This window comes from Brenneria tiliae, from assembly GCF_023347575.1.
Classification (GTDB): domain Bacteria; phylum Pseudomonadota; class Gammaproteobacteria; order Enterobacterales; family Enterobacteriaceae; genus Brenneria; species Brenneria corticis.
Genome location: NZ_JAKPCB010000102.1, coordinates 200,042 through 224,523, shown reverse-complemented (window position 1 = coordinate 224,523; position 24,482 = coordinate 200,042). Strand labels below are relative to the sequence as shown.

Here is a 24,482-nt window from a genome sequence, read left to right as displayed (position 1 = left end):
CCTTTTACATTACACGCCGTAACCCATCATTTTCATCAGTCGCCAGGCATGCTGCACGGCTTCCTGACGATGCGAGATGCCCAGCTTCTGATAGAGATTACGAATGTGCGTTTTGATGGTGGTCGCCGCGACAGCCAACTCGTCGGCAATCTGATCGTTGCTATAGCCGGAATAAATCAGCCCCAGCACCTGCCATTCCCGCTGGGTCAGCGGGCTGGTGCGGATCATTTCCGGCACTTCCGGGTGAGTGAGCAGACGGTTGACGAAATCTTCGTCAAAATGGGCAAACTTGTGGCGATAGTGCTGATTGATTTCGCGCAGGATACGCCGGGCGCGCGAGTGGTCCTGCTCCGGCAGGGTATTGAGCTGGATTAACAGGCGCAGTTGCTGAGCCATGGATTCGCCTTCAATGACAAAGTGACTGATAAAGCCGGTGCGGTTAGCCAGCGCCAGAGCCTCTATCAGCACGCGCTGCGCCGGACTTTTACGGCCATCCTGCCAGTAAAGCTGGTTCAATAGCAGCAGATTCTGATTGATATCGCTGATTAGGGACAGGCGGCGCGCATTGTCGTTCAGTTCTTCCAGCACCGTCTCCGCCGCATCAAATTCGCCCAGCAGAATTTGCGTGCGGGCGATATTGCGCCACTGGCTCTGCAGAAAATGGTTATGGGCGAATGCCGGTTTAGGCGTCTGGCGCAGCCAATTGGCGGCCTGCGTTTTATCGCCGGCCATTTGCCAGTAGATCGTCCGCACATTGTTCGCGTTGGATACCCAGTCGCTATGATAGTGACCATTGCTGAGCAGATTTTCCAGACGATTAAGGTGGGTGCGGGCGTTATCCAGATCGCCGCGCGCCAGTGAACACTGAATGATCAGCGCCAGGCATTGCAACTGTTGTCGCGGGTGACTGGCGGCAAGCAAGTCCATGCCCTGACGCGCCATCCTGTCCGCTTCATCCAGCCTTGACCAGGCCCATAGCAGTTGGGCGCGCACGCGCAACAGGAATTCATGCAGCGGCAACTGCCCGAGGTGCTGCTCGCGGATAAGCTGGAATCCGCGTTCCTGCGTTTCCCACGCCATTTGCGGAATTCCCTGAGAGAAAAGAATTTCACTTTGCTGGATCATGCTCCACAACGCGTAATGCCAGACGTTGTAACGGCGGGCATCCTGTTCTATCTGCCGCATCAACGTCAGCGCTTGAGGAAGATCCCCTTTGCAGTGCAGGACCTCTCCCCGCACCGAGGTGGCGACGATGCGGCTGTAATAGCTGGCGTAAGGCAGCATGTCGAGCGCCGCGTCGGCAAGGCGCTCGGCTTCTTCCGTATCGCCGTCGCTGATCGCCACCTGGGCGCGCAGGGCGCTGAATTCAGCGCGCAGGATATCGTCCATTTCGTCGGTCATTTCCTGTTCGGCGCGGGTCAGCAGCGAGTTCACCTCGTCGTAACGGTGCTGCCGCTGAATCAGCCACGCTTTCAACAGGATCAGCTTGGGGTTCTCCAGCAGATTCTCCCAGGACAGCGTTTGCAGCGATCTTTCAAATAAAGCCAGTTCGCTGTGATCGAACAGGCTCCAGGCGTGTTGCAGCAGAATATCGCGCAACAAGCCGGTATCGCCGGCGGCCATGGCGTGGTGGATGGCTTCGCCGGGAAACCCCAGCGTCATCCAACCCTGCGCGGCGGCATGGTGAATATCCGTAAGCTCCTCGGCGAGTTCCCACTGACAGCGCTGGCGCAGGAAGTTGCCGAACAGGGGATGATAGCTGAACCATTCGCCGGTATCGTCCATGCGTTGCAGGAACAATCCCTGACGTTCAATTTCCTCAAGACGCAATCGACCGTGGGCTTCGCCGGTAACGCAGGCGATCAGATCGTCGTTCATCGAACGCAGCAGGGAACTGCGCAGCAAAAAACGGCGGGTGTCGATATCGACGTTATCCAGCACCTCATCCGCCAGATAGTCGGAGAGGTGTTGCGAACTGATCCCGGAAAGACGGCGGGAGGAGGAGTGGGCGGAATTGCTGTCCTGACGCGCCGACAGGGCGATTAATTGCAGCGCGGTGGCCCAGCCCGCCACGTTGTCGCACAGATGGCGGCTTTCTTCGTCGGCAAGAGGCGATGCCAGACGACGATCGAAAAACAGCTTCGCTTCCGAATGGGTGAATGCCAGTTGCTGACTGTCGATTTCCAGCAGTTGATCGCGCACGCGCAGATTGGCGAGCCCCAACTGCGGCAGGTTGCGTGACAGTACCACCAGCGTCAGGTTTTCCGGCTGGTGACTGAGGAAAAAGCGCATGGCCTTGTGGATCGCCGGATTGGTAATCAGATGGTAATCGTCAATCACCAGCAGCGTGGGAGCGTGCCAGGTCGCCAACTCGATAAACAACTGGGCGAACAGGGTGCTGAGACTGGCGTACTGACACTGCTGCGCCATGACTTCGCTACTGACGAAATGGCCCGATGTGGCCTGCTGTAATGCGGCTACCAGATAGTTGGCGAACCGTTCCGGTTGATTGTCGCCTTCATCCAGCGAATACCAGCCCAGAGCCTGTTTGTCGCAGGCCCATTGCGAAATCAGCGTGGTTTTGCCGTACCCTGCCGGACCGGTAATGAGCGCCAGACGGTAGTTGCCGACGTCGGCCAGACGGGACGTCAGCCGGTCGCGGAGCACCGTGTCTTTCAAATGCGCCGGGCGGCTTAATTTAGAGGGAATCAACATAGGAGATCACTATTAGTGTACGTAAATTCTACGTTTCAAATTGTGTCGTGAATGATGCGATAAGGTCGAACAGTTTGTCGTCGATTGCAAGTCAGATAGGGGACTTCCCGGAAAATCCTCCTGTATCCGCCGGATCTGATCACATTTTTCTCTCCTACCTACGACTCCTCCTCTTCTAATCCATTAGCGGGAGGAGGCGTTGCTTTCAGGGACTAGGCACACTGATGGAAATCCTATTTTATCCACGGCCATTACAGGACTTCGCGAACCTATGTCACAACCTACATTTAACCAGGCTAAGTTTCAGGCTGCACTGACGCGTCAGTGGCGGCGCTTAGGACTTCTTGCTGCACAAGAGATGACGCAGCGTCAGTGGTGGCTGGCGCTCAGCGGCGCACTGGCGGAAATGCTGGCATCGCTGCCTGCCGCGCCGCCGCGGAAGGCGCCGCAGCGCCATGTGAATTACCTTTCGATGGAGTTCCTGATCGGGCGGCTAACCGGCAATAATCTGATCAACCTGGGGTGGTATCAGGCGGTGGGAGAGGAACTGAAATCCTACAACGTCAACCTGAGCGATTTGCTGGAAGAGGAAACCGATCCGGCATTGGGCAATGGCGGGCTGGGGCGTCTGGCTGCCTGTTTTCTGGATTCGATGGCGACGGTGGAACAGCCCGCGATAGGTTATGGCCTGAATTATCAATATGGCCTGTTCCGTCAGTCTTTTCTGGCGGGAGAGCAGGTTGAGCGACCGGACGACTGGCTACGCGACAGTTACCCGTGGTTCCGCCACAACGAGGCGCTGGACGTGCAGGTGGGCATCGGCGGGAAGGTGGTAACGCAGAATGGCAAAGCGCACTGGTCGCCGGGATTTATCATTCAGGGCGAGGCCTGGGATCTGCCGGTGCTCGGCTATCGTAACGGCGTGGCGCAGCCGCTGCGTCTGTGGCAGGCGCGGCACGCCCAGCCTTTCGACCTGGAGACGTTTAATGACGGCGCGTTTCTGCGCGCGGAAAAACAGGGTATTGATGCCGAGAAACTGACCAAGGTGCTCTACCCGAACGACAACCATACCGCCGGCAAAAAGCTGCGTCTGATGCAGCAGTATTTTCAGTGCGCCTGCTCTGTCGCCGATATTTTACGCCGTCATCACCGGGCTGGACGTCCGCTCGCGGCGCTGCCGGATTACGAAGTGATCCAGCTAAACGATACCCATCCCGCTATCGCCATCCCGGAGCTATTGCGTGTCCTGCTGGACGAACACCAGCTTGACTGGGAACAAGCCTGGAACATCGCCAGCCGTACCTTCGCGTATACCAATCACACGCTGATGCCGGAAGCGTTGGAGTGCTGGAGCGGGCGTCTGGTGCGCGCCCTGCTGCCGCGCCACTGGCAGATTATTAAAGCGATTAACGAGCGTTTTAAACAGCAGGTGGCGCAAACCTGGCCGGACGATGAGTCTGTGTGGGAGAAACTGGCGGTGGTCTACGACGATCGGCTGCGCATGGCGAACCTGTGCGTGGTAAGCGGTTTTGCGGTGAACGGCGTGGCGGCGCTGCACTCGGATCTGGTGGTGAAGGATCTGTTCCCGGAATATCACCAACTGTGGCCAACCAAATTCCATAACGTTACCAACGGTATTACGCCGCGCCGCTGGATCAGGCAATGTAATCCGGAACTTGCGGCGCTGCTTGATAACACGCTGCACCAAGAGTGGACCGGCGATTTGGATGCGTTGATCGGTCTGGAAAACTATGCCGATGATGCCACGTTCCGTAACGCCTACCGCGCCATCAAACTGCGCAACAAACAGCGGCTAGCGGTGTTCGTCAAGGCGCGTACCGGCATCGACATCAATCCGCAGGCGCTGTTCGACGTGCAGATCAAGCGCCTGCACGAGTACAAGCGTCAACACCTTAACCTGCTGCATATTCTGGCGCTGTATCAGGATATTTGCCGCCACCCGCGGGTTGAGCGCGTGCCGCGCGTCTTCCTGTTTGGCGCAAAAGCGGCGCCGGGCTATTACCTGGCGAAGAACATTATCTATGCCATTAATCAGGTGGCGGACAAGGTTAATCACGATCCTCGTGTGGGCGACAGGCTGAAGGTGGTTTTTCTGCCTGACTATTGCGTGTCGGTGGCGGAGCGGCTTATTCCGGCTGCGGATGTGTCCGAACAGATATCCACCGCCGGCAAGGAAGCCTCCGGCACCGGCAACATGAAGCTGGCGCTGAACGGCGCGCTGACGGTGGGAACGCTGGACGGGGCGAACGTGGAGATTGCCGAACAGGTGGGCGCTGAAAATATCTTTATCTTTGGGCTCACGGTGGACGAGGTTAAAGCGCTTAAAACGGCGGGCTATGATCCGGCGGCATGGCGTAAAAAAGATAACACGCTGAATAGGGTGCTGAAAGCGCTGGAAGAGGGGGAATTCAGCGACGGCGATAAACAGGCCTTTGCACCGATGTTGCATAGTCTGGGGACGAAGGGCGGCGATCCCTATCTGGTGCTGGCGGACTTCCGCGCCTATCTGGACGTGCAGCGTCGAGTGGATGCGCTGTATCGCGATCAGGAGGGCTGGACGCGTGCGGCGATTTTGAACACGGCGCGCTGTGGTATGTTCAGTTCCGATCGTTCCATTCGCGATTATCAGCAACGTATCTGGCAGACGCCGCGCTAAGGATCGGATATGGAAAACGGCAGTGTGAATCGTGCTGCGCGGGCGGCGGGAATTGCGGCGGACTACATCAATGCGCGTGGAGAAAGGCAGGCCATTCCGTCCAGTATTAAACAGCGTCTGCTGCGTGCGATGAATCATGGCGTTTCGCCCCGGATCGCGGCGCGTCCGTTACCGGCGGTTCGGGTGTTTACCCGCGGGGACGCCATGACCTTGCCGCTGGCGGGAAGCGGCGTTTTCGCCTGGATCTTTACCACGGAAAGCGGAAAGACATACCGGGGCGAGACGATGGCCGGGGCGGAGCTTATGCTGCCTGTGGATCAGGAGGAGGGGTATCACTCGCTAATCCTGATGCAGGGAGAACAGCGCTGGCGCTGCCGGGTGATTATCGCGCCGCCGCGCTGCTACGAAGAGCATGCGCTATTGGCGGGCCGCAAGCTCTGGGGAGTTTGCGTTCAGCTTTATACGCTCCGCTCCGATGACAATTGGGGCATCGGCGATTTTGGCGATCTGCGGAGTATGTTGGCGGCCGTGGCGCAACGCGGAGGCGCCTTTATCGGCCTTAATCCCATTCACGCTCTCTATCCCGCCGTTCCGGAAAACGCCAGCCCGTACAGCCCGTCATCGCGCCGCTGGCTGAATGTCATCTATATCAATGTCAACGCGGTGGAGGATTTCCGGTTAAGCGCGGAAGCGCAAGACTGGTGGCGGTCATCACATACTCAGCAGGCGTTGCGCGCCGCGCGTGATGCAAAATGGGTGGATTACGGCGCGGTGACCCGGCTGAAAATAACGGCGTTGCGTATGGCGTGGCAACGGTTTGCGCAGCGGGAAAAAGATGACGAACAGGTTGCGGCATTCGGAGATTTTGTGACAGCGGGCGGGGAAAGTCTTTACCACCAGGCTGTGTTCGATGCGCTGCATGCGCAGCAGATAAAAACCGACGCCGCTCGTTGGGGCTGGCCGGTCTGGGATGCCGCCTACCGCGATGCGATGAGCGCGGAGGTGGCGGCTTTCTGTAGGGAACAGGCGGATGATGTCTCGTTTTATCTCTGGCTTCAGTGGTTGGCGCATGACCAACTGGCGTCCTGCTGGGAAGACTGCCGGACATACGGTATGCCTGTCGGGCTGTATCGCGATCTGGCCGTAGGGGTGGCGTCCGGCGGATCGGAAACCTGGTCCGATGGCGAACTTTATTGCCTGCAGGCGTCGGTGGGGGCGCCGCCCGATATTCTGGGACCGCTGGGGCAGGATTGGGGGCTGCCGCCGATCAATCCGCATGTCATGTCGCAACGGGCCTATGAGCCTTATATCGATCTGCTGCGCGCCAACATGGCATATTGCGGCGCGTTGCGCATCGACCATGTGATGTCGATGCTGCGGTTGTGGTGGATCCCCAAGGGGGAAACGGCGGACAGGGGCGCCTATGTTCACTATCCGATGGAGGATCTGCTGGCTATTCTGGCGCTGGAAAGCCAGCGTCATCGTTGTATGGTCATCGGCGAGGATTTGGGCACGGTGCCGCAGGCTATTGTGGGAAAGCTGCAAGAAAAAGGGGTTTACTCTTACAAGGTGCTCTATTTTGAGCATGACAAGGCGATGCGTTTCCTTCCACCGGGAAAGTGGCCGGCGCAGGCGATGGCTGTCGTCAGTACGCACGATTTACCCACGCTGCGCGGTTACTGGGAAAGCGGTGATTTAACGCTGGGAAAAACGTTGGGATTATACCCTGACGACACCCTGTTGCAGACGCTTTATGCCGGTCGGAAACGCGCCAGACGAGGGTTGCTGAATAGTCTGCGTCGCCATGGTTACCTGCCTGTGTCAACGGCGTGCGGTACGCAGGACGGTGAGATGAGTATGCGGATTAACCGTGCAGCGCAGCATTATGTCGCCGATAGCGGTAGTGCGTTGCTGGGGCTGCAACCGGAAGAGTGGTTGGATATGGCTGAGCCGGTCAATGTTCCCGGCACCAGCGATCAATACAAAAACTGGCGGCGTAAGCTGTCGGTTTCGTTGGCGGCGATGTTTGCCGACGAGCAGATCAATCAACTGCTGTATGAGATCGACCGGCGGCGGGCCGGGACATAAGAAATGGCGTAGCGGGAAGAGGGAACACAGTAGTTACCGAATTCACTCTTCCGTACCTATGGTTGACGCGCGGCGGCGGTGGGTCATTTTCATGGGAATAACGGCCTTGCTTGAACAGGATTCTCCTTGCAAGGCACGCTGCATGGCGGAAAACGCGTGTTCGACCCAGGCATCCTCGTTTTGGCGCATTGACCAGATATTATTTGATAGAAAACCCAGCATGGCGTGTTCATCAAAGGTGCCGATATTTATATCTGACGGAATATACCCATAGCGTTCGCGCAATATGCTCAATATCCCTTCCAGCACGGGCAGAGATGAGGCAATAAACGCGTGCGGAGCGCCGTTGTGGCGGGTGAGGAATTCACGCATCATCCGCTCGCCGTCTTCACGGCGGTTGTGACTGGCTTCCAAGATCCAGTCCTGACTTTCCCGGAGCAGTCCTTGTTGACTCATGACCTGCTGATAACCGCGCAAACGTTCTTTTATGGCTGGCTGCTGGGCGTCGCCGGCCATAAAAAATAGCGCAGTGGAACAACGGCTAGACAGCATTGCCTCGGTCAATTGAACGGCGCCCTGAAAGTTATCGCTCATGACCAGAGGAACATCACAAGTCCCGAAGTCACGATCGAGTAACACCAGCGGCCGGTTTATCAGTTTCAGATGGTGGTTTTGCGTTTGCTGGGTTGTAGGGACAACAAATAAGCCGTCAATATTACGCTGTAGTAAGGATTCGACCAGTTTGTTCTCATATAGTGCGTCGCTATAAGTACAGCTGATCATTAATTGATAACCCGCCTCACGGCAGCGAATTTCCAGTTTTTCCGCCAACGTGGAAAAAAACAGGTTGGAAAGGCGGGGCACGATCAGGCCCAGCGTATCGGTTTTATTAAGCTTGAGACTACGTGCGGTATGGTTAACGACGTAGCCATGCTCCGCCACGTAATGGTTAATCCGCGTCTGTGTTTTTTCACTAATACGGTACTGTTTCGCTTTGCCGTTCAGTACTAAACGCACTGTTGTAATTGATAGACTCAATGCATTGGCAATTTGTTCTACCGTTTTCGACATAGATGTACGCCAGATTAATATTGTTAGCCACTTTACCCTGCGCCTTTCAAGTTACAGATACGTGAGTGGGTTACCCGGCCCATTCGTGGACCTCGCCCGGCTGCCGTCTTTCGGCCACCTGAAATCTATTGGGGTGTCAGAGTATATCATGCGGGCAATTATCCCATCATTAAGAGCCTGATTCACAAGTTCTGTTAACTTGTTTTTTCGCACTCGTTGCGTCTTTTCTGCCGCCATTTCTTTATTGCCGGAGATAAAATCGGTAAAAACAGGGTCAATAACGCAATGATAATGAAAACGGCGCAGACTGGTCGCGTGAAGAATATTGATGGGTCTCCCTGCGACATCATCAGCGAGCGCCGTAAATTGGTTTCCGCCAAAGGTCCGAGAATGATGCCGATGACGATTGGCGACATGGAGAAATCCATTTTAATCAGGACATAAGCCACAATACCGGCCCCCATCATGACAAACACATCGACCATGCTGTGGTTGACCGTATACGCACCGACAGTGCACAACACCAAAATAGTGGGAACCAGGATGGAGCGCGGAATGTCCATCACCTTAACGAACAGCTTCATGCCCATAAAACCCAGCAGGCCCATAAACAGGTTAGCCAGCATCAGGCCGATGAAAATCGTATTCACTTCGACGGGGTGTTCCGTAAACAGCTGTGGCCCCAGCGCCAGACCCTGCACCAGAAAAGCCCCCATGATGATGGCCGTCGCGCCATCACCGGGAATCCCTAATGTCATCAGCGGCACCATGCACCCCCCTGATACGGCGTTGGCGCCCGCTTCCGGTGCGGACACGCCTTCAGGCGAACCATGGCCGAACTCTTCGGGTTTTTTTGACCAGCGCTTGGCTTCGTTGTAGGCAATCCACGATGAAATATCGCCGCCAACGCCGGGGATTGTCCCGATAGCCGTACCAATGGCGGATGATCGCACCCAGGTTGGCAGGCAGCGACGGAAATCTTCCCAACTGGGCAGGATGCGCGAGATCTTGGCGATATTGCGCTGAACGCTGTTGGTGAACCGCTCACGATAATCTTCTTCAAAGCTGAGTAATCCCTGAGAAAACGCAAATAGCCCAACCAGAATTGGAATAAACGAAATGCCGCCCATCAGATACACGGAGTCAAAGGTAAAACGCATGCCGCTAGTCATGGGGTCAAGCCCGATGGTCGCAATGGCGAGGCCAATACCGCCGCCGATCAGTCCCTTGATCATGGATTGCGACGACACGCTGGTGATAATACTGATACCGAAAATCGCCAGTGCAAAATACTCCGGTGCTGAAAACCCGGTGGCGACAGTTGCAAGCATGGGCGCAACCAGGATCAGCGCGATCGTGCTGAAGACGCCGCCAAAGAGTGACCCCATGGTCGATAACCCTAGCGCTCTGCCAGCTTCGCCGCGTTTTGCCATTGGGTAACCATCCAGCACGGTAGCCGCGGAGGCCGGCGTGCCCGGAGTGCTGATGAGTATAGCGGTAATTGAACCGCCATAGATCGCCCCGCAATAAACGCCCAGCAATAATAAAATACCGCTGACGCCCTGGAAGGAATAGGTGAGGGGAAGCAACAGCGCGATCCCCATATTGACCGTCAGGCCGGGAATGATGCCGATGAGAATACCGGCCAGCGCGCCTAAGAAAACCACAATTATTGTGTCAAAACTGAACACAATAGAGAATGCCATAAGAACGTCGTTCATCATTATCCCCTTTTCAGGATTCGCTGAAAACTGATGTTGGTAAAGGCGAATTGAACAAATAGGTGAAAGAGAGATAAACCGCAGCCACAATTAAGATGGTTGATAGCGCGATATACCCTATCCGACGTTCATTCATAAACAGCATGGTGATCGGAATAAAGATTATTGCGGACAGAATAAAACCGGCCCAGTAAAGAGCAATGCCGTATACGACGGCGATGGCGCTTAGGATATAGGTTAACCGGACAAATTTGGAAGACAAATCCACGGGCTTATCGGTTGACAGACGATCTTTGATGACCACGGCCCATTGAAGAATGCCTAGTCCAATAAATAACCATGCCAGACCGTAGGGCCAAAATCTTTCCCCTGGTACACCATATTCATCAAACATCGACATATCTTTCGACAGGAGCAAAATCAATCCGCCCATACCTACGGAAATTAAACCGATGAGGATATTAAACTTGCGCATAGATATTCTCCCTCCTGCTGACAGGCGTCAGCAGGAGCCGGTGTGCAATTATTTTTTTAATGTGTCGGCAATGAGTTGTTTATACATCTCATCATCTTCCTGCATCATCTTATAAGCATCCGGACCGACGATGTTAACAGGCATAATCCCTTGTTTTTTGACCGCATCCTGATAGGACGGATCGTTGATCACGTCGGTAAACGCCTTGACTAACTGGTCAGTCACCTCAGATGGAACTTTTGCGGTTGTCGCCAACACGGCCCAGGCGCGCATTTTCACGTTGAAGTCCAGATTGAGGGCTTCTTTAACGGTGGGAACATCCGGGAATAATTCAAAGCGTTTTTCATCCATGACGCCCAGCGCACGTAGAATACCGGCATCAACCTGAGATTTTACCGCGCCGGGCGTGGTGAAGACGGCATCAATATGTCCGCCGACCAGGGCGGCGATAGAAGGGCCGGTGCCTTCGTTGTAAGGAATGTGGTTAAATTTGGTGCCCGTGTTTTTTTCGACATTTACCGCGGCAAGATGGTAAATGGCGCCCATGCCGGAATTGCCGACCTTGAATTTGCCTGGCTGTTGTTTTGCCGCGTCAATGAATTCTTCCAGCGTGTTGTAGCCTGAATCGGCCTTGACCACGATAGCAACCGGATCGGCAATAGTCGTGACTAACGGCGTGAAGTCTTTATAAGTGACCGGTGATTTATTTTGATAGGGAAACATGGCTAATTCCACCGTGGTCATGACCAGTTTATAACCGTCAGGTTTGGCTCTGGCGACCTCAATTAATCCGGTAATGCCATTTCCGGCGGGTTTATTGACTGGAACAAAAATAACCCCTTTCGGTAACCGATCTTTGGCATATTCAATTAATGTTCGCGCCGAAGTATCCGTACCGCCGCCGGGATTTTTGGGTATGACGACTTCAATATTTTTTTTTGCATAGGAGATGGTTTGCTCTGCCAGAGCCTGATTGCTACAGAGGGGGAATGCTGATGCTAATAATAAAAGTAAATACTTCTTCATCGTCTTATCCTTTTAATATGTAGGGTTGGATCAAGTACGTTATTACGGCAAAAAAGACATTCGCTGATAGATAATGTTTTTACGGTTCCAGGTATAGGTGATATGAATGTTTTCCCGCTCAGCAATAATCGCAGGGTAGGAAAACTCGCCGGTTTCACTTTCTAAATCACTGTGTTTTTCCCAGGTGAGGCCATTATTCGTTGAATAGGCTACCGACAAAGGGTAGCGCCGGTTCCAGTTGCCCGGTATCGGGTTATAGACCAGCACCAGCTTTCCTTCGCCCAAATGCACGACATCAATGCCGCTGTTATTATTCGGTAATTCAATAGGATAAGCCTCCGTCCAGCGTTGACCGAAGTCCATTGAGTCACTACGATAGATGCGGCCACGCGTACTGCGCATCAAAAGATGAATCTGTCCGGGAGACGACTCCCACGCGGTAGGCTGAATTACGCCATCCCACTGGAAGACGCGAGACAAATCGTTTTCCCATAGCGCGTCTTGCTGCAAACCTTGCCATAGCTGGTCTTGAGTGCAGTCTGCGGGCATCTGGTGTGTCAGGGGAATGGCGACGGACTGCCACTGTTTCCCGTCGTCCGTGATATCAACGAAGGCGTCCCAATAACGATCGTCTTCAACGGAGGCCGGCGCCAGCCATTGGCTATTGGACATCACCAGCAATTTGTTTTTCACCGGGCCGCGAGGCCGGCGATCGCCCGCAACCAACGGTTGCGGGGATGACCAGCTTACGCCGTCATCGTCCGAGGTCACAACCCGGGTCGTCCACTGGTGTACATCAGGCCCCACCTTATAGAACAGCCAGATACGGCCATCCTGCCGGTGTAGTACCGGGTTCCAGTGCGCCAGATTGTCCTGCGCGACGACACGTTGAGGCTCGGACCACTGGTTCTGTTGACGCCGCGACAGCCAGATGGCCGTATCCCCGCTTCCTTCCTTATGCCCGGCAAACCAGGCGGCCAATAGTTGGCTATTCGGCAACGCAATCAGTGTGGATGCGTGGCAGTTATCGAAATAGCCATGCTCGGCCGGCATCAGATTTTCCCGTAGTTCACCTGTTAGTCTCATGCGTTTAACCCACTATGACAGCGTTAAATTTTGCTGGAGCGATTCCCCAAGACGCATCATGCTGTTGATGGTTTCAGGGAAAAAGCCAGCGCTGTAGGCGGCGCCATTGCGAACCCGACAAACATGCGTCGTAAGATTACCTTGCTGTTGCTGAAAAAATTTGGCGCAGACCGGATAATCCAAATATTCGACTAACGCTGCGGTCGACAGATAATCGGACAATGCCTGTGCTTTTTGTGGCTGACTACGCCAGTTTTCGTATAGCCACACATACAGTTGCGGATGGAAGTTCGCCATGATGCCGCTGTAGGCCTGACACCCGGCCTGGAATGACGCCAATAGCGTCTGGCTGTTGGCGTTGGCCAAATGCAGGCGGCTGCCTTGCGCGAGTTGCAGCCGTCGTTGAATGGCGGGCAAATCGCAGCAGGTGTCTTTTATAAAGGTGTAACGTTGGCTTGCGGCACACCAGGCGACCATTTCATCGGACAACAGGCGCTTATACGGATAGGGACATTCGTAAATGCCCAAATCAACCTGTGCCGGCAGCTGTGCGGTAATTTGCTGTAGTGATAGCAGCGTCTGTTGATCCGATTCTCCGGCCAGAGCAAGACGATTGCTGATCAGAATCAAGCCGTCAACGCCGGTCTCAGCAATGGCGCTGAGCTGTTCGACCTGTTGGCTTATGCCGCAGGCGGTATGCCCTGATGCGACTATCGGCACTCTTCCGCCCACCTGCCGGACGATAAAGCGAACCAGTTCCTGTGTTTCCTTATCGCTGAGAAAAAACATTTCACTGGACTGACAGGCGGCGAATAGCCCATGTACGCCAGACGCCAGATACCATTCCACCAGCCGTTCGAGCGAGTCATAGTCGATTTCGCGCTGCGCGTTAAAAGGCGTCAGCATTACCGGCCAGACGCCCACGTATTTATGTTGTGCTTCATGCGGACCGGACATTATTCTGCCTCTATGAGCGTGGTATAAGCATCACCGGCAAGACGGACCCGGATATTCTGCGTCAGTGCCTGAGCGACAAAGGCTTTGAGCACTTCGGGCAACGCGGCTTCTTCGACGTAAGCGACGGTCAGGTGGTTACTCTGATGCCCGGCCATTAAATCGTCGCGGGTGACGCCATCCAGCACCGCATTCAGCAGCGGCCATTCGTAGTTGGTGGCGCGGCGGCGGCGTTCGAACTCCGCTTCCGGCAACTCCGCGGCCGTGCCGGTGCCGATATGCATCACCACCTGAACGCCCTCGTAATGCGCCCGCGCCCAGATAAAGCGTCCGGCTTTCCCTTGACCGGCAATGGTTGATCCGCCATAAGGGAAAAACATCGCGGGTTGACGATATCCGGTCGCGCCGGCAATGCCGTTTTTCAGGTGGGAGAACGGCACCGCGCCGGAAATCTCCAGATCCCAATAGAAGGTTCCCTGATATTCGCTACCCCAGCGAATATCATGCAACGTGGTTTCCGCCGGCATATCCAGCGCCTGTAATAACCGCCACAGCATCACCTGCGGGATGGCGCTGCCCATGTCGACTTCGTTAACGCAAGGAATGGCGCGATCGGGCCAGATAATCTCGCCGTTTTCATCGGGAATGGGGAAACGCTGCGCATTTCCGATAGCGCCTTCGGCAAAATCAGAGGCGGCGCAGCAATCTTTTAGCCCTTGCTGGTATTGAACGCCGACGGCGCTTAAACCAAAACGTTTCACAAAGCGCGCCATAGCGATCATCATGGCGCATTGCTCCAGCACTTGTTCCCGGGTTAAATGCTGACGACCATCATCACCAAACTGGAATTGCATTCCTCGCTGTTGATACCATTGCAGGCAATCTTCCCGTAACGAAAGGGGGACTTTCGCCATCTCAACCAGCAGGGCCGATTGCGACAGCGACTCAACCGGGATACCCGTATTGATCATTGCCTGTTGTGGGAAGACGCCGTTAATCATCCCCATGCAAAACGGATCAAACAGCCCGACAATCGCCTTGTGCTGCAGAATATACTGGCCGACCTGCCGGCCGATTTCCCCTGCCTTGCTGGACATCACTTCATGTGTCGGCGGGATATCGCGCAGGTAGCGGGTTTTATGATTTACCGCGCCATCGCGCAGCCACGTGTTCAATCCCTGTAAAAAGGGCTCATCTTCAAAGCTCTCGGACCACAACCGCGAAAACGGACGGCCCAGACTGGTCAGACTGCCGGCCATGCACAACATGCCGACCAAACCTGGCCAGGTGCCGTCGAAATTGGCCAGCAAGAGGATGGGCCCCCGATGGTGCACCAGTGATGGCGCGATATGGTGGGAGTACTGCCAGGCGGTGAGCAGCACAATAATCGGCGCTTCCGGGTGAATAGCGGCAAATAAATCACTGCCTTCTTTCTGACTGCTGATAAAGCCGTGTCCGCGTTGTTTATCAAAGGCATGGGCCCGTTTCATCCGGTAGCCGAGTTGTTCCAGCGCGGTCTGTAAGCGGGTTTCAAACTGCTGTTGCGTGGGCCAACAGGTGAGGTTTGCCGATTCGCGTAAATCCGCGTTAGTGACCAGCAGAACTTCGTTCCGGGCGGTCGTGATCGTCGCCGGAGGCGGCGGGAGCGTGAGTTTCAGCATGTTTTTCTCCTGGTTTAAAATGAATGTTCATACTCTGTTTGAGTACAATCGGCCGTGTAATAGCGATTCATCCAGAAACACTGACCTTGTCATCTTTCAGGCGCCGGTTCGTTTTCCTGCTATTTGATCGGCTTTATTTATCCATCCGTTTGGTCGATTGCGGTTATCCCGCACGTCGAAACCTGCCGGAAATATTCAAAATGGATATTGCATCTGTTGTTGCGCAAACTGGATGTCCTGATACATCTGTAGATAAACGCGGTATTTCGCGTTGTGGAAATCCTGCTGCGTCTTGTCTGCTTTCACGAGCTTCCCTGGGTGCGCCAGCGCGGCGGCGGCTTCGGGCAACGAGTCATATTCGCCGCAGGCGACGGCGCCGAGTAACGCGGCTCCTAAAGTCACGGCATCGTCTTCTCTTACCTGATGAATGTCACAGCCGGTAATGTTGGCGTACTCACGTAGCCATAGAGGATTTTTGGTTGCCCCTCCGCATAACACCAGTCTGTGAATGTGATGACCTGCCTCATTGAGGCTGTCGATAATGTGGCGGGTGCCATAGGCAATCGCCTGCAATGTAGCGAGATAAAGCCGGGCCAGCGAGTCGGGTCCTTGTTCCAACGTCAGGCCTAAAACCGCACCGCGGGCGTGAGGGTTAGCCCGTGGCGAACGGTTGCCATGATGATCGGCCAACACGTGTAAATGCCGCGTGGGGTGCGATTCCCTTTGCTCAAGCGAATCAACCCATTGATTCAGCAACGTATAAGGACTGCACCCTTGTTTCTCCGCTTCCTGCTGCAAGGGCAGCCAGCAGCTATGCTGACGCAACGTCCAGTCAACCAGCGCGCCCGCCGCGCTTTGCCCGCCTTCGTTCAGCCACCACTGCGGCAACATGGCGCTCCAGTAGGGCCCCCATACGCCCGGCACCATGACGGGTTCACGGCTCACCAGCATATGGCAGTTGGACGTTCCGCTAATCAGAGCCAGGCTTCCCTTCGGTTGCTGGCCGATCAGCGCTAACCCGCCGGCATGGGCGTCAATGATGCCGCTGGCAACCACGACTTGTGGCGTTAACCCGCACTGGCGAGCAACCTGTTCCTGAAGATAGCCGGCTTTTTCACCAAGATTGAGAATGTGGGCAGGAATTTTGGCAGGCAGGTCGGTTAAACCAACGGCGTTGAGCAGAGATGCGCTGAAGCGGTTTTCGTGCGCCAAATAGTTCCATTTGCAAGTCAGCGTACACACGCTGGCCACATCTGCGCCCGTTGCTTTCCACACCAGATAGTCAGCCAGATCGAATAAGCGCCATGCCTGTTGATAGCGTTCCGGAAAGTGCCGCTTAAGCCACATGATTTTCGGCAGTTCCATCTCGATACCGACCTCGCCGCCGACATAGCGCAGCGCGTCATCGCCCGTCGCGTTGATCGCGGCGGTTTCGCTATCCGCTCGATGATCCATCCACATGATGATGTCGCGTTCAGTTTCACCTTGTTCAGAAACCGAGATGGGACGGCCATTCTGTCCCACCACGACCAGCGAGCAGGTCGCGTCAAACCCGATTGAACGAATTTGCTCCGACGCAACGCCGGATAACGTCACGGCTTCTTTAATCGTGTCACAGACGGCTTGCCAAATTTCGACGGACGATTGTTCCACCACATTCACTCGCGGATGGAACTGCTTTATCGGGCGTACCGTAAAGGCAAGACGCTGACCGTTACGGTCAAAAACGCCTGACCTGACACTGGCCGACCCAACGTCCACACCAATAAAACATTCATCTCTCATCGCGTCATCTCTTTTGCTAACTCGAGTTAGCAATCTATTTTAAGCAAGCGAAAGAGACAACGGGTTTACGCTGGGTTTGTGAACTTGATCGCTGTTCGAAAAATAATCAATTTAAATAACAATGAATTAATATTATCCGATCTATTACGGCATGATGGCGCCGGAGCAGCAATACGCTGTGCCGGCGCTGGATGTCTCTGTCGTGGCGCAGGCGCCCGGCAACAAACTGCCGTTGCAATGCGTTGACGAGGGCTAACGTCGCGTTTTACTGCGCAGGTTAATGCTCTGCGTTTGGAGTGTTGCCGTCATTATTGCGCGGCGGTTCGCAGTGACATAATCGTGCTAAACGCGGGCGTTGGCGTGGTTTTCTGAGTGTGTCAGCATCGGTTGATTCAGATTTTAGCGATGGTTGGGGCTAGACGTGGAATGGTTAATGATCTTTGCTGAAGGATTTCCCGCATGGTGGCTCGGCGCGCTGGCATTGTCCGGGCTGATGGTCGGCAGTTTTCTGAATGTGGTTATTTACCGTCTGCCAATCATGCTGGAACGCCGCTGGCAACGTGAGGCGCGGGTATATCTGGGGATGCCGGCGTCCGGGGCGGAGCCAGGTTTCAACCTGTGTTGGCCGCCTTCGCGCTGCCTGCACTGCCGGCGGCAGATTGCGCTGAAAGACAACATCCCGCTGTTCAGCTGGCTGTGGCTGCGTGGGCGAGCGCGCTGTTGCCGGCGGTCGGTTTGCGGGCGATATCCGCTGGTCGAGTTCCTCGCCGCGCTGGGGTTCCTGACGGCGGGAATGCAATATCCGCCGGGAGACGCGCTATGGGGGCGGTTGGTGCTGTGCTCCTTTCTGCTGGCGCTGGCGGCGATTGATGGCGAAACGCAGCTGCTGCCGGACAGTCTGACGTTGCCGCTCTTGTGGCTGGGACTGCTGTTTAATCTCTCCGCAACCTTTGTTCCGCTGGATGAGGCGGTCGTGGGGGCGGTTGCGGGCTACCTGTCTCTGTGGCTGCCGTATTGGGGCGTTAAACTTCTCCGCGGCAAAGAGGCGCTGGGCTACGGCGATTTTAAGCTGCTGGCCGCGCTGGGCGGCTGGCTGGGATGGCGGGCGCTGCCCAGCCTGCTGCTGATCGCCGCGCTGGGCGGGTTGGTGGTTACGCTGTTGTGGCGCAGGCTGCGGCGGGAAAGGGCCGACCGGCCGCTGGCGTTTGGGCCCTGGCTGGCGCTGGGGGCGATGGTTCTGTTGTAGATAATGGCGGCCATAAAAATAGGCTGACGGAGTAACCCCGTCAGCCTGCTTAATTATTTCTTTGGTTAGCTTCCTGCCCTGCGGATTAGTGTCTGTCGGGCAAATGGTCGATGGTTATTCCACCATCAGCATAAACGTACTCGCCCAGACAACCAGACAAAATGAGATACCCATAAAAAAATATTTCACCGATATATTCTCCAGCAGAAACCACGCCAGCAACGATCCCGATTGTGCGTTTTATTATGGAAGGAAAATGTTTACACCGGTTGCCGGTTCGCAGCAGGGAAAACAGCTTCCCATTGTCATCACCGGAGCACGCTCCGATCATAACGGGATCGGCGCTAAATCTACGCCGAGTAGGGGGCATAATTCAAGTGGTCTCAGGCACTATATTTACTGAAATAGCATTAAAAAGCGTTGGGGTTTTATTGCCGGCATTTGGCGGTCCGCGGGCGATTTCACCACCCTTCCTCAGGTAAATCGGGCAATGGCGGTTATCTCTGTTATTATTGCGGCAAAATCACGCGCCGTTCGCTGTATCTGGCGTCGCCTTTCGTCATGTTGCCTTTGGTAATAATAGAGTAATCACTGTGAGCACAACCTCTTTTTCCTCCCTCGCGCTGCTGGCCGGGCAGTTATCCAACCTTAATGAACTGGGCTATAGCGCCATGACGCCGGTGCAGGCGGCGGCGTTGCCGGCCATCCTGAGCGGCGCCGATGTGCGCGCCAGGGCGAAAACCGGCAGCGGCAAAACGGCCGCCTTCGGCATCGGTTTGCTTAATCACATCGTGGTCGGGGAGTTTACTACCCAGGCGCTGGTGCTGTGTCCGACGCGGGAACTGGCGGATCAGGTAAGTAAGGAGCTGCGCCGTCTGGCGCGTTTTGCGCAGAATATCAAGATCCTGACCCTGTGCGGCGGGCAGCCGATGGGGCATCAAATCGACTCGCTGGTGCATGCTCCGCATATCGTGGTGGGTACGCCGGGGCGTATTCAGGATCACCTGCGCCGGCGTTCGCTGTCGCTGGAGGCTCTGAAAGTGCTGGTGCTGGATGAGGCCGATCGGATGCTGGATATGGGCTTTACCGAAGCCATTGATGACGTGATTGGCTATGCGCCGTCCGACCGTCAGACGCTGCTGTTTTCCGCCACCTATCCGCCGGAGATTGAGCAAATCAGCGCGCGCGTGCAGCGCCGGCCGGTGAATTTCGAAGTCGCCGACGATGGGGATGAGCCCGCCATCGAACAGCATTTTTATGAAACCGACAAAGATCGACGCGTGCCGCTGCTGATTGACCTGCTGAGCCACTACCAGCCCGCTTCCTGCGTGGTGTTCTGCAACACCAAGCGCGACTGTCAGAGCGTGTTCGACGCGCTGGATGCGCGCGGCATAAGCGTGCTGGCGCTGCACGGCGATCTGGAACAGCGCGATCGCGATCAGGTACTGGTGCGTTTTGCCAATCGCAGCTGCCGTGTGCTGGTGGCCACCGACGTCGCCGCCCGCGGTCTGGATATCAAGGATCTGCAACTGGTGGTGAATTTCGAGCTGGCCTTCGACCCCGAAGTGCACGTGCACCGCATCGGCAGAACCGGCCGCGCGGGGATGGAAGGGTTGGCCGTAAGCCTGTGTACTCCGCAGGAAATGAGCCGCGCCCATCTGATAGAGGATTATCTGGGGATCCGCATTAGCTGGACGCCGGCGGCGGAGATCGGTCGCGGCGCGGCGACCCCGCTGGAGCCGGAAATGGCGACGCTGTGTATCGACGGCGGTCGGAAAGCCAAAATCCGCCCGGGGGATATTCTCGGCGCCCTGACCGGAGAGGCCGGACTAACGGCGGCGGAGGTCGGTAAAATCGATATGTTCCCGCTTCACGCCTATGTCGCTATCCGCAAAGCCAGCGCCAAACGGGCGCTGCAGCAACTGCAGCAGGGGAAAATCAAGGGAAAAAGCTGCAAGGTGCGGCTGCTGAAGTAAGCCGAGCAATCACCTCTGTTCCCTATTGCCCTGTCAGCTACGCAAAGCAGGGCAATTCCCATCCTGCCGACGGTTACTGCGCGGCGAAGTCCGCGGTGGGTTGCAGGGTAAAGCCCTCCCCGGTGTTGCCGCTGATGCGTAAGAAGCGGGTTTCTCCGGCTTTCAGGAACGGCGTCTGACTGCCTGAGGTATCGCGCCAGACGCAGGCGTTATTATAATAGCCATCCTGTCCCAGACTCACAGTATGCTGCCCTACGGGTATCCGGAACTCGGCTTTCTCCGCAGAGGCGATGGAGCCGGCGAATTCATTATCGATCACCACGCCGATGCGGCAGGTGCCCGCCAGCCAGCCTTTATCCCGCACGATCACCAGCGTCGCATAGGGCGTGGTCGGGGTGTTCTGATACAGCATCAGGCGGCTGGGGGGAACGGACCGAATATCATTTAGTCTGGGCTGTGACGTACTGCAACTCACGGCCGCCAGCGATAACAGCAGGGGAAATAGATAGCGCATTAAGGGTAACCTGATGAAAAAGTGAAAAATCGAGTATAGCAGCAACGGCCGCCGATCAGCATGGCCGGCATGCTCGGTTAAGTCTTAATTTGCCTGCTGCGGCCTAATGCCGCAACAGGCAAATTATTGATTCACAGTCGCTTGCTTTTAAGCGAGCCGATTACCGGCATATAGTAGGTGGGCGATACGGCTTTCTTCGCCGTGCGGGGGGCATGGCGCTCTACCTTTACCTCCCGCTCGTTGTAGAGCTTCAATACGATCACCGTCATGGCCAGCAGCGTCGTAATGCCGTTGGCCGCCATGACCGGCACATCCTGTACCTTGAAGCCGTAGGCGGTCCAGCAGGAAACGCCGAAGAACAGCGCCGCGTACATGCCGAGCGAGATGCCGGTGGTATCTTTATTACGAATAATGTGCACGACCTGCAAGAAGAAGGAGCCGGTGGTGACCCATGCGGCCAGCGTTCCCAGCGCTATCGGCAACCGATAGAACGTCAGTATCGACAGTGCGGCGGCGGCGACCGTCCCCAGCACGATCAGCAAATGTTTTTTCATCTTATTTTCCCCTCGGGTGACGCATGGAGCGTGGTCTGAACCTCGTCAACGGCCGCGCGCAGATGTTCGGTAAACGCTTTTTGACGACGCACCGAGCCGAACAGAACGGACTGGTCGGCAAAGGCGGCCAGCGGGTCATCGGCGCTGAAAATACGTTGCACATCCAGGGTGTCGATGGCGCGATCCTGGTAGCTGAACGGCAGTTCTCCACGGTGATGGCGCTGCATAAAAAGAAAGAACAGCGCTGGCAGACGCAGCGTCGCCTGCGGTATTTTCCCTTGGCGATAGCCATCTTTTAAGGTGGGGACGATAAAACCATGCAGTTTGGCGATGCTGTCGGATGACACGCGAGCGACGGTATCGCGCACCCCGCGATTACCAAAACGGGCCAATACGCCGTCGCATTCGGCCGGCAGATCGAGAACGACGCCGCGCTGTTGCAGCGCGGGGCTGACGTCCTGCAGGATATAATCGCGGATCCAGTTCGTTACGTGCCGGGGCAGGCTTTCGTCGATATAGCGTCGGTCCTGTAATGCCCCGGCCCAGGCGATGCCGCTGTGGCTGGCGTTGAGCAGCCGAATTTTCGCCTCTTCGACCGGCGTAACGTCGTCGACAAACTCGACGCCCGCCCGTTCGAGGGCGGGGCGCTCGCCGGCGAAACGATCCTCTATCACCCAGCGGGTAAAACTTTCGCAGGAGAGGGGAACCGCATCATCGACAATGCCCTGCCGCCGTAGCCGGGTATAAAGCGCATCGTCGAATTTCGGGGTGATGCGATCGACCATGCTGTTCGGTGCGCTGGTCTGTTCCGCCATCCAGGCAATCAGGTCGGGACGCCGTTTCGCTGCCAGAAATTCCCGCATTCCCTGAGTAAAACAGTCGCCGTTCTGCCGCAGATTATCGCAGCAGAGCAGGGTAACCGGACCGCTTTGCTGCTGCTGGCGAGCGGTCAGGATCAGCGTCAGAGCCCCGTATAAAGTATTTATTTCACCTTCATCATTAAGGTCGGCGCGTACGGCGGGGTGGGATAGCTCAAGATGATCGTCGTCATCCAGGAAATATCCCCCTTCGGTAACGGTGAAAGAAATAATTTTTGTGTCCGGGTCGGCGCCTACGGCGACGGTTGAGGCGAGACGGCTGTCCCACAGCAGGATCTGGTCCACCACGTCGATGGTTTCATAGCGGCGTTCTCCCTCGGGAGAGACGGTTTCGAGCGTGTAGCGGCCGTTCTGGGCCTTAAGCTGTCGCAGGGTTTCTTGCGTGGGGCTGTTGCGGATGTTGCACAATGCCATGTGCCAGTGGTTGTCTCCCGTTTGTCGCAGCCGGTTGAGATACCAGGCCTGATGCGCTCGGAAGAAGGCACCTGCCCCGAGGTGCAGCCAGGTTGACGCGTTTTTTTTCGATACAGACAAACCTTATCCTTACTCCGTTGGAGGTTATTTATCCAACTTTAAGGCTATCATTTTTACGGTGATAATAAAAACACCTTTATTATTAATTGGTTAAAAGATAAATAGTCTGTTTTTTAAACGGTTCGCGCCGCGGCGCAACGCCCGGTCGGCAAATCTTGGCGGCGCCAAAGTGTGCCGTGCGCGGCGAGTAGGATTCTGCGGCAATTACGTCTATGCTGAATGCTGAAATACGGGACTGTCCCCACTGTCGACATAATGAACTGGAATAAGGAACAACACTTTGGCTGGAGCAAGTTTACTCACGCTGCTGGATGATATTGCCACGTTGCTTGATGATATTGCGGTAATGGGAAAAATGGCGGTTAAAAAAACCGCCGGGGTATTGGGGGACGACCTCTCCCTGAATGCCCAGCAGGTAAGCGGCGTCAAGGCGAACCGTGAATTACCGGTGGTGTGGCGGGTAGCTAAAGGTTCCTTTCTTAACAAGCTGTTTCTGGTGCCGGTGGCGTTGCTGATCAGCGCGTTTATCCCCTGGGCGATTACTCCTTTGCTGATGATCGGCGGCGCCTTCCTCTGCTATGAGGGGGTGGAAAAGGTGATGCACAGCCTGCATCAGGATAAAGCGGAAAAGACGCCGGAGGCCCGCCAGCAGCGATTACTGGCGGCGGCGCAGTCCGCCGACACCGCGGGCTACGAAGACGACAAGGTGAAAGGGGCGATACGTACCGATTTTATCCTTTCGGCCGAGATTGTGGCGATTACGCTGGGCATTGTGTCGGAATCGCCGCTGCTCAATCAGGTTCTCGTCCTGTCCGGTATCGCCATTCTGGTGACCGTCGGCGTATACGGCATTGTGGCCGGTATCGTCAAGCTGGACGACCTGGGTCTGTGGCTGGAACAGCGGGCGTCCTTCGTGGCGCAAAAGGTGGGGGGCGCGCTGCTGGTGGCGGCGCCCTGGCTGATGAAAATCCTTTCCGTCGTCGGGACGCTGGCGATGTTTTTGGTCGGCGGCGGCATTGTGGTTCACGGTTGGCCGCTGCTGCATCACGCCGTTACCAATATAGGGGAGAAGTTCGGCGGCTTTGGCGCGGTGCTGACGGACAACCTGGCCAACCTGATTATCGGTTTTATCGTCGGCGCCGTCGTACTGTTTGCGGTAACGGTGATATCCCGTTTACGCGGTAAGAAATAAGTTAGGCGTCCCGTCATGCCGGGAGCAACATCAGAGCGGAATAGCATCTGCTCTGGTGTTTATTTATCGCCTGATTGAAAGAAACTTGCCTTTAAAATAACGTTAACCTTCCGGCGGAAAAATATTAATTAACCGCCGCGAACGTTTATATTAATCGTATTGTAATTACTGAATTTTTATTTTTATCCTGAGGTTTTATTAGCCATGCTTATGTTTTTTAAAGCGGTTTGAATATGGCGCAGCGGCAAAATAAGCCGATAAAAACAGATAAATCCCCGCCGTCTTTATCCCTCCTTTGAGAGTCCCAGTCTAGAGATAAATTGGCTATA

18 protein-coding genes are annotated in these 24,482 nt (G+C 55.6%); 5 read left to right on the top strand and 13 right to left on the bottom strand.

The features are described 5' to 3' along the window. Window positions 1–9 precede the first annotated feature (9 nt). Window positions 10–2,715 (bottom strand): HTH-type transcriptional regulator MalT, encoded by a 2,706-nt coding sequence (gene malT, locus MFP24_RS19685; protein ID WP_249231969.1) that lies wholly within the window; start codon window positions 2,713–2,715, stop codon window positions 10–12. Window positions 2,716–2,986: 271 nt separating this feature from the next. Here malT and malP point away from each other — a divergent pair, with 271 nt between their 5' ends. Beyond that, window positions 2,987–5,392 (top strand): maltodextrin phosphorylase, encoded by a 2,406-nt coding sequence (gene malP, locus MFP24_RS19680; protein WP_249231968.1) that lies wholly within the window; start codon window positions 2,987–2,989, stop codon window positions 5,390–5,392. A 9-nt stretch (window positions 5,393–5,401) separates the two neighbouring features. Further along, window positions 5,402–7,480: a 4-alpha-glucanotransferase gene (gene malQ, locus MFP24_RS19675; RefSeq protein ID WP_249231967.1), complete on the top strand. Its 2,079-nt coding sequence runs from the start codon at window positions 5,402–5,404 to the stop codon at window positions 7,478–7,480. 42 nt (window positions 7,481–7,522) lie between these two features. Here the strand turns inward: malQ and MFP24_RS19670 are convergent, their stop codons facing one another. The 8 genes from MFP24_RS19670 to MFP24_RS19635 form a co-directional block, all read right to left on the bottom strand. Further along, window positions 7,523–8,551, bottom strand: a complete 1,029-nt coding sequence (locus MFP24_RS19670; protein ID WP_249231966.1) for a LacI family DNA-binding transcriptional regulator — start codon at window positions 8,549–8,551, stop codon at window positions 7,523–7,525. Between the two features lie 194 nt (window positions 8,552–8,745). Then, window positions 8,746–10,272 carry a tripartite tricarboxylate transporter permease gene (locus tag MFP24_RS19665; protein WP_249231965.1) on the bottom strand — a complete coding sequence of 509 codons (1,527 nt, stop codon included), beginning with the start codon at window positions 10,270–10,272 and terminating at the stop codon, window positions 8,746–8,748. 13 nt (window positions 10,273–10,285) lie between these two features. Next, window positions 10,286–10,747: a tripartite tricarboxylate transporter TctB family protein gene (locus tag MFP24_RS19660; RefSeq protein WP_249231964.1), complete on the bottom strand. Its 462-nt coding sequence runs from the start codon at window positions 10,745–10,747 to the stop codon at window positions 10,286–10,288. Between the two features lie 48 nt (window positions 10,748–10,795). Further along, window positions 10,796–11,773 (bottom strand): tripartite tricarboxylate transporter substrate binding protein, encoded by a 978-nt coding sequence (locus MFP24_RS19655; protein WP_249231963.1) that lies wholly within the window; start codon window positions 11,771–11,773, stop codon window positions 10,796–10,798. 42 nt (window positions 11,774–11,815) lie between these two features. Next, window positions 11,816–12,859, bottom strand: a complete 1,044-nt coding sequence (locus MFP24_RS19650) for a sialidase family protein (RefSeq protein WP_249231962.1) — start codon at window positions 12,857–12,859, stop codon at window positions 11,816–11,818. A 12-nt stretch (window positions 12,860–12,871) separates the two neighbouring features. After that, window positions 12,872–13,816 (bottom strand): dihydrodipicolinate synthase family protein, encoded by a 945-nt coding sequence (locus tag MFP24_RS19645; protein WP_249231961.1) that lies wholly within the window; start codon window positions 13,814–13,816, stop codon window positions 12,872–12,874. Beyond that, window positions 13,816–15,474, bottom strand: a complete 1,659-nt coding sequence (locus MFP24_RS19640) for a signal transduction protein (RefSeq protein ID WP_249231960.1) — start codon at window positions 15,472–15,474, stop codon at window positions 13,816–13,818. The genes MFP24_RS19645 and MFP24_RS19640 overlap by 1 nt, the downstream gene beginning before the upstream one ends. Before the next feature lie 195 nt (window positions 15,475–15,669). Beyond that, window positions 15,670–17,259, bottom strand: coding sequence for an FGGY-family carbohydrate kinase (locus tag MFP24_RS19635; RefSeq protein WP_249231959.1), 1,590 nt, complete (start codon window positions 17,257–17,259; stop codon window positions 15,670–15,672). Between the two features lie 433 nt (window positions 17,260–17,692). Here MFP24_RS19635 and MFP24_RS19630 point away from each other — a divergent pair, with 433 nt between their 5' ends. Then, window positions 17,693–18,505 (top strand): prepilin peptidase, encoded by an 813-nt coding sequence (locus tag MFP24_RS19630; RefSeq protein ID WP_249231958.1) that lies wholly within the window; start codon window positions 17,693–17,695, stop codon window positions 18,503–18,505. Window positions 18,506–18,619: 114 nt separating this feature from the next. On the opposite strand, the gene ypdK is transcribed toward MFP24_RS19630, so the two are convergent. Beyond that, the gene (gene ypdK, locus MFP24_RS24285; protein ID WP_369750665.1) at window positions 18,620–18,679 is read right to left on the bottom strand and encodes a membrane protein YpdK; all 60 of its coding nucleotides are present in this window, start codon (window positions 18,677–18,679) and stop codon (window positions 18,620–18,622) included. Between the two features lie 419 nt (window positions 18,680–19,098). Between ypdK and dbpA the strand changes: the two genes are divergently transcribed. Then, on the top strand, window positions 19,099–20,481 hold the full coding sequence (gene dbpA, locus MFP24_RS19625) for an ATP-dependent RNA helicase DbpA (protein ID WP_249231957.1): 1,383 nt from the start codon (window positions 19,099–19,101) through the stop codon (window positions 20,479–20,481). 73 nt (window positions 20,482–20,554) lie between these two features. Here the strand turns inward: dbpA and MFP24_RS19620 are convergent, their stop codons facing one another. The 3 genes from MFP24_RS19620 to dalD form a co-directional block, all read right to left on the bottom strand. Next, window positions 20,555–20,995: a hypothetical protein gene (locus tag MFP24_RS19620; RefSeq protein WP_249231956.1), complete on the bottom strand. Its 441-nt coding sequence runs from the start codon at window positions 20,993–20,995 to the stop codon at window positions 20,555–20,557. Between the two features lie 131 nt (window positions 20,996–21,126). Next, window positions 21,127–21,549, bottom strand: coding sequence for a SemiSWEET family sugar transporter (locus tag MFP24_RS19615; RefSeq protein ID WP_249231955.1), 423 nt, complete (start codon window positions 21,547–21,549; stop codon window positions 21,127–21,129). Next, window positions 21,546–22,961: a D-arabinitol 4-dehydrogenase gene (gene dalD / locus MFP24_RS19610; protein ID WP_249231954.1), complete on the bottom strand. Its 1,416-nt coding sequence runs from the start codon at window positions 22,959–22,961 to the stop codon at window positions 21,546–21,548. Before dalD ends, MFP24_RS19615 begins: the two co-directional genes overlap by 4 nt. Window positions 22,962–23,241: 280 nt before the next feature. On the opposite strand from dalD, the gene MFP24_RS19605 reads away from it, so the two are divergent. Further along, window positions 23,242–24,153, top strand: a complete 912-nt coding sequence (locus MFP24_RS19605) for a DUF808 family protein (protein ID WP_249231953.1) — start codon at window positions 23,242–23,244, stop codon at window positions 24,151–24,153. Window positions 24,154–24,482 lie beyond the last annotated feature (329 nt).

Bases quoted from the DNA above. Each gene is read 5' to 3' on its own strand.
- malT (WP_249231969.1), bottom strand. From the start codon at position 2,715: ATGTTGATTCCCTCTAAATTAAGCCGCCCGGCGCATTTGAAAGACACG.
- malP (WP_249231968.1), top strand. From the start codon at position 2,987: ATGTCACAACCTACATTTAACCAGGCTAAGTTTCAGGCTGCACTGACG.
- malQ (WP_249231967.1), top strand. From the start codon at position 5,402: ATGGAAAACGGCAGTGTGAATCGTGCTGCGCGGGCGGCGGGAATTGCG.
- MFP24_RS19670 (WP_249231966.1), bottom strand. From the start codon at position 8,551: ATGTCGAAAACGGTAGAACAAATTGCCAATGCATTGAGTCTATCAATT.
- MFP24_RS19665 (WP_249231965.1), bottom strand. From the start codon at position 10,272: ATGAACGACGTTCTTATGGCATTCTCTATTGTGTTCAGTTTTGACACA.
- MFP24_RS19660 (WP_249231964.1), bottom strand. From the start codon at position 10,747: ATGCGCAAGTTTAATATCCTCATCGGTTTAATTTCCGTAGGTATGGGC.
- MFP24_RS19655 (WP_249231963.1), bottom strand. From the start codon at position 11,773: ATGAAGAAGTATTTACTTTTATTATTAGCATCAGCATTCCCCCTCTGT.
- MFP24_RS19650 (WP_249231962.1), bottom strand. From the start codon at position 12,859: ATGAGACTAACAGGTGAACTACGGGAAAATCTGATGCCGGCCGAGCAT.
- MFP24_RS19645 (WP_249231961.1), bottom strand. From the start codon at position 13,816: ATGTCCGGTCCGCATGAAGCACAACATAAATACGTGGGCGTCTGGCCG.
- MFP24_RS19640 (WP_249231960.1), bottom strand. From the start codon at position 15,474: ATGCTGAAACTCACGCTCCCGCCGCCTCCGGCGACGATCACGACCGCC.
- MFP24_RS19635 (WP_249231959.1), bottom strand. From the start codon at position 17,259: ATGAGAGATGAATGTTTTATTGGTGTGGACGTTGGGTCGGCCAGTGTC.
- MFP24_RS19630 (WP_249231958.1), top strand. From the start codon at position 17,693: ATGATCTTTGCTGAAGGATTTCCCGCATGGTGGCTCGGCGCGCTGGCA.
- MFP24_RS19620 (WP_249231956.1), bottom strand. From the start codon at position 20,995: ATGCGCTATCTATTTCCCCTGCTGTTATCGCTGGCGGCCGTGAGTTGC.
- MFP24_RS19615 (WP_249231955.1), bottom strand. From the start codon at position 21,549: ATGAAAAAACATTTGCTGATCGTGCTGGGGACGGTCGCCGCCGCCGCA.